Below are 3,596 nucleotides of genomic sequence, written 5' to 3'. Positions count from 1 at the left end.
GCGCAAGGGGTGGGTGAGGAGCGGGGTGACCATGTCGTCCCAGTGCACGGGGTACACGGTCCGCGCGCCGGTGGCCCGCACCACCTCCTGCCAGTACCTGCGGCGGAACTCTTCTTCTCGTACGCCGAGTTGGCCGATGCCGAGGTACACGGCGTCCGCGTGGTACCCGTCGAGCCGGCCCGGTGCCCAGTTGGCACTGGCGTGTACCAGGAGGGTCCCGAGCGGATGGCGGAAGAACAGGGAATAGGCCGCGCCGGTCTTCCAGGCACGTGCCCGCGCGGGCGGCACCACAGCGGTGTCGATCGTGCCGGGCGCCCGGTCCCCGGGGCTGTGCAGACCGGTGACGAAGGTGACCTCGAAGTCCCCGAAGGTGAGGGTCTCGCCGTCCCCCGCGATGTGCAGGAGCCGCGCGGGCAGCCCGTAGCCGCGCCCGACGTTGGCCGTGGACTGCGAGCCCACCAGCGGCACGTCGAACTTGCGGGCGATGACCGGCGCGTCCAGGGCGTGGTCGTAGTGCGAGTGCGCGCACAGCACGGCGTCCAGGGAGGCGACGCCGGCCCGTGCGAGGCACGCCTCGATCAGCTCGCGGTCCGGCCCGATCCTTCCGAACAGCACCCGCCGCAGTGCCGGCCTGCTGAAGAAGCCGTCGACCAGCAGCGAGGTCCGTCCGTCACGGATCAGCACACTGCTCGTACCGAAATACACCACCCGCAGCCCGGTGCCGCTCTCCGTCCCGGGTCCGGGCACGACGTCGACGCACCCGTACAGCCGCTCAAGGCTCGGCCGTGACCACACCCATCGCATCCTCGGACCAGCTCTCTCCCCCGGGGCCAGGCTAGCCGCGCCCCTGTGTCGCCGTGACCGCAACCCGGTGCCGCCGAGCGCGGAGCCCGGATCCGCGCCGGAGTCCCGGGCCCGGTCCCGGCGCCGGAAGGCGCGTCCCCGGCCCACGGCGGGACACCGTGGACGCTCACGCATGCGGGCGAGCTCCCGGGCCATGGTCACGCGGGGGCCCAACGGCTTCACTGGCCGTAACGCCCCAGCGAGAGAAGGGAGTTCCCGATGATCGACGGACCGCTGTCCGCCCTCGTCCTCGGCGCGGCGCTCGGCAGCGGGCTGATCGCCGGGGTGTTCTACGCGTTCTCCGTGATCGTGATGAAGGCGCTGGCCGCGCTGCCGCCGGCACGGGGCATCGCCGCGATGCAGTCCGTCAACGTCGTGGTGATCAGCCCGTGGTTCCTCGGTGTGTTCGCCGGCACGGGGCTGCTGTGCGCGGCGATCGCGGTCGTGGCACTGGTGACCCGGCCGGGCACGGGTGCTGCCGTGGAACTGCTGCTGGGCTGCGGGCTCTACCTGACCGGGACGGTCGCGGTCACGGCGCGAGCCAACGTCCCGCGCAACGGCGCGCTGGCGGAACTGGATCCCGAGGAGCCGCGGAGCGCGGACCGCTGGCGCGCGTACGTCGCCTCCTGGACCGCCTGGAACCATGTGCGCGCCGGGGCCGCCCTGGCCGCATGCGCCGCCTTCGTGCTCGCGCTCGCCGGGCGGTGACCCCCGCCCGGTGCGCCGCCGGGCCGGCCGCGGGCCCCGGTCCGCAGAGGGGGCTGTCGGAGCCGCCGCTCATATGGCAGTCTCATCATCCCCATCAGTCTCACCGACGCCCCCGCTTTCCCGGGCCTGCTCACCCCCGCCGTTCTCACCGTCACCACTGCCGCCCCGATCGCTTCCGCCCGTACCGCTCCCACCGTCACCGCCATCACCCCCACCACTCTCACCCCACCGCTCCCGCCGTCTCGTTCTCGGCCGACCGGAGAGAAGACCGCCGTGGCGCCTCTGCCCCTCACCCTGGCGGCTCGCCTGCTGCCGATCGCCGTGCTGGCCAGCGTCGGCTGGTCCATGACCGCGACCTCCCACGCGGGCACCGACCGCGAGCCGGCCGCCTCGCCGAGCCCCTCGGCGCAGGCACCGCTGTACGCCGCACCGCCCGACTCCTGCGCCGCGGTGCCCACCGGGATGGTGAAGGAACTGGTGCCGGGGGCCAAGCAGGCAGGGGCGGAGCTGAAGCTGTCCGATCCGGAGCGGCGCAGGGGTTGTTCGTGGAACGCCCTGAAGGGCTTCGACTACCGCTGGCTGGACGTGACCTTCGAGATCGCGAAGGCCTCGGACACGGGCGGCGTGCCGAAGACCGCGGGGCAGCGGGCCGCCGAGGCCTACGAGAAGGCGTCCGCGAAGAGCCAGCCGCTCGAAGGGCTCGGCGACGAGGCCGCCATCACCGACGAGGTGACGGAGGAGGACGGACAGCAGACCCGTCAGGCGGTCGTGGTGGTGCGCCGGGCGAACGCCCTGATCACCGTGACGTACAACGGCAGCGACTTCGGGTCGGGCAAGGCACCGGGCAAGGCGGAGGTGCGCGACGGCGCCGCCGAGGTGGCGAAGGCCGCCCTGGAGTCCCTGGGCGCTCCGGGGTCCGCCTGACCACGGCCCCGGCCTCGTCCGGGCGGACCCGGAAGCGAGGGATCAGTCCCGCGACTCCCGTGCGCACTCGGGCGCGTCCGCGTCGATGGCCAGAGGGCTGCCCTCGGGCACCAGGTAGGTGACGTAGAGCTCCACCGGTTCCGTGCCGAGATTGCGGCCGATGTGGACGTGGTCGCTGCCGGAGGGCTCGATGAAGGAGGTCCCCGCCGGGGTGGCCTCGACGGAGCAGTCCTGAAGGGTGCGGGTCAGCGTGCCGGACTTGACGACGGCTATGAGCTGTCCGGGGTGGTAGTGCCAGCCGGTGGAGCCGCCCGGCTCGACCGTGATCGTGCGGAAGACGACGTCCGTACGGCCCTTGGCCTTCACCTTCAGCGTTCCGGCCGAGGTGCCCTGGGCAAGCACCGTGCCGGAGACCCCGCTGCCCGGCGTCGCGAGCGCGGCGGTGGAGCCGAGGGCCAGGGCGGCCGCGCAGCCCGTCATGACAAGCGCCCTGCGGGCCGCGCGCAGCCGGTGGCCACGGGCCGCGGCAGGTGCCTGGGTCGGTACGGACGGCACGCGGGCAGCTGCACGGGACGTACGGCGCATCATGATTCCCCCTCCAACGGGTCGGCCCCACGGCCGAGTTGATGTCGAGGGAGTCACTGCCCCCGGCCGTCGCCGTCCACACCCGCGCCGGCGGCCGTGCCCGGCGGAGGCCGCTTCCAGCGCCGCCTGAGCCGGTTCGCCGACTCGGCGGCGCGGCCACGGCCGGCCCAGGCGATCAGCGCCAGCGGCACGATCAGCACCAGAGGTGTCGCGGCGTTCTCCCCCTCGAACACGGTGGCCTGATAGGCGAACGCGCCGATCATCAGCCCGATGAGGGACACAGCCGCCGGCCCGGACAGCAGCGGGATCAACAGAGCCACGGCACCGACCAGTTCCAGACCGCCGACGGCGTACATGAACCAGTCGCCGTAACCGATCCTGTCGAAGGACTCGGCCGCCGAGGAGTGTCCGACGAGCTTCGGCGCCGCGCTCGCCACGCCGAAGAAGAGCGCGAGCACGATCCGCAGGGCGCGCAGCGCGATGCGCGCGCGACGGCCCGGAGCGGCGACCGGGGCGTCCGTGGTGGCGGTGGGGAC

5 protein-coding genes are annotated in these 3,596 nt (G+C 73.3%); 2 read left to right on the top strand and 3 right to left on the bottom strand.

Going from position 1 to position 3,596, the window contains the following annotated elements; genetic code table 11:
- The coding region (locus GUY61_RS36155; protein WP_208106882.1) for an MBL fold metallo-hydrolase at positions 1-795 on the bottom strand (795 nt) is incomplete at its 3' end.
- Positions 796-1,062: 267 nt separating this feature from the next.
- On the opposite strand from GUY61_RS36155, the gene GUY61_RS36150 reads away from it, so the two are divergent.
- On the top strand, positions 1,063-1,551 hold the full coding sequence (locus GUY61_RS36150; protein WP_166634534.1) for a DUF1772 domain-containing protein: 489 nt from the start codon (positions 1,063-1,065) through the stop codon (positions 1,549-1,551).
- A gap of 273 nt (positions 1,552-1,824) precedes the next feature.
- The gene (locus tag GUY61_RS36145; RefSeq protein ID WP_166634533.1) at positions 1,825-2,475 is read left to right on the top strand and encodes a hypothetical protein; all 651 of its coding nucleotides are present in this window, start codon (positions 1,825-1,827) and stop codon (positions 2,473-2,475) included.
- A gap of 42 nt (positions 2,476-2,517) precedes the next feature.
- On the opposite strand, the gene GUY61_RS36140 is transcribed toward GUY61_RS36145, so the two are convergent.
- Both GUY61_RS36140 and GUY61_RS36135 read right to left on the bottom strand, forming a co-directional pair.
- A complete protein-coding gene (locus tag GUY61_RS36140) occupies positions 2,518-2,955 on the bottom strand; it encodes a cupin domain-containing protein (protein ID WP_243766995.1) in 438 nt (145 codons plus the stop codon).
- A 158-nt stretch (positions 2,956-3,113) separates the two neighbouring features.
- Positions 3,114-3,596: DoxX family protein (locus GUY61_RS36135; RefSeq protein ID WP_166634532.1), on the bottom strand; the 483-nt coding region annotated here is incomplete at its 5' end.

Source organism: Streptomyces sp. GC420 (genome assembly GCF_009916105.1).
In the GTDB taxonomy this organism is placed as follows: domain Bacteria; phylum Actinomycetota; class Actinomycetes; order Streptomycetales; family Streptomycetaceae; genus Streptomyces.
The sequence above is the reverse complement of the archived record's forward strand: the minus strand, read 5'-3'. Positions and strand labels throughout refer to the sequence as shown.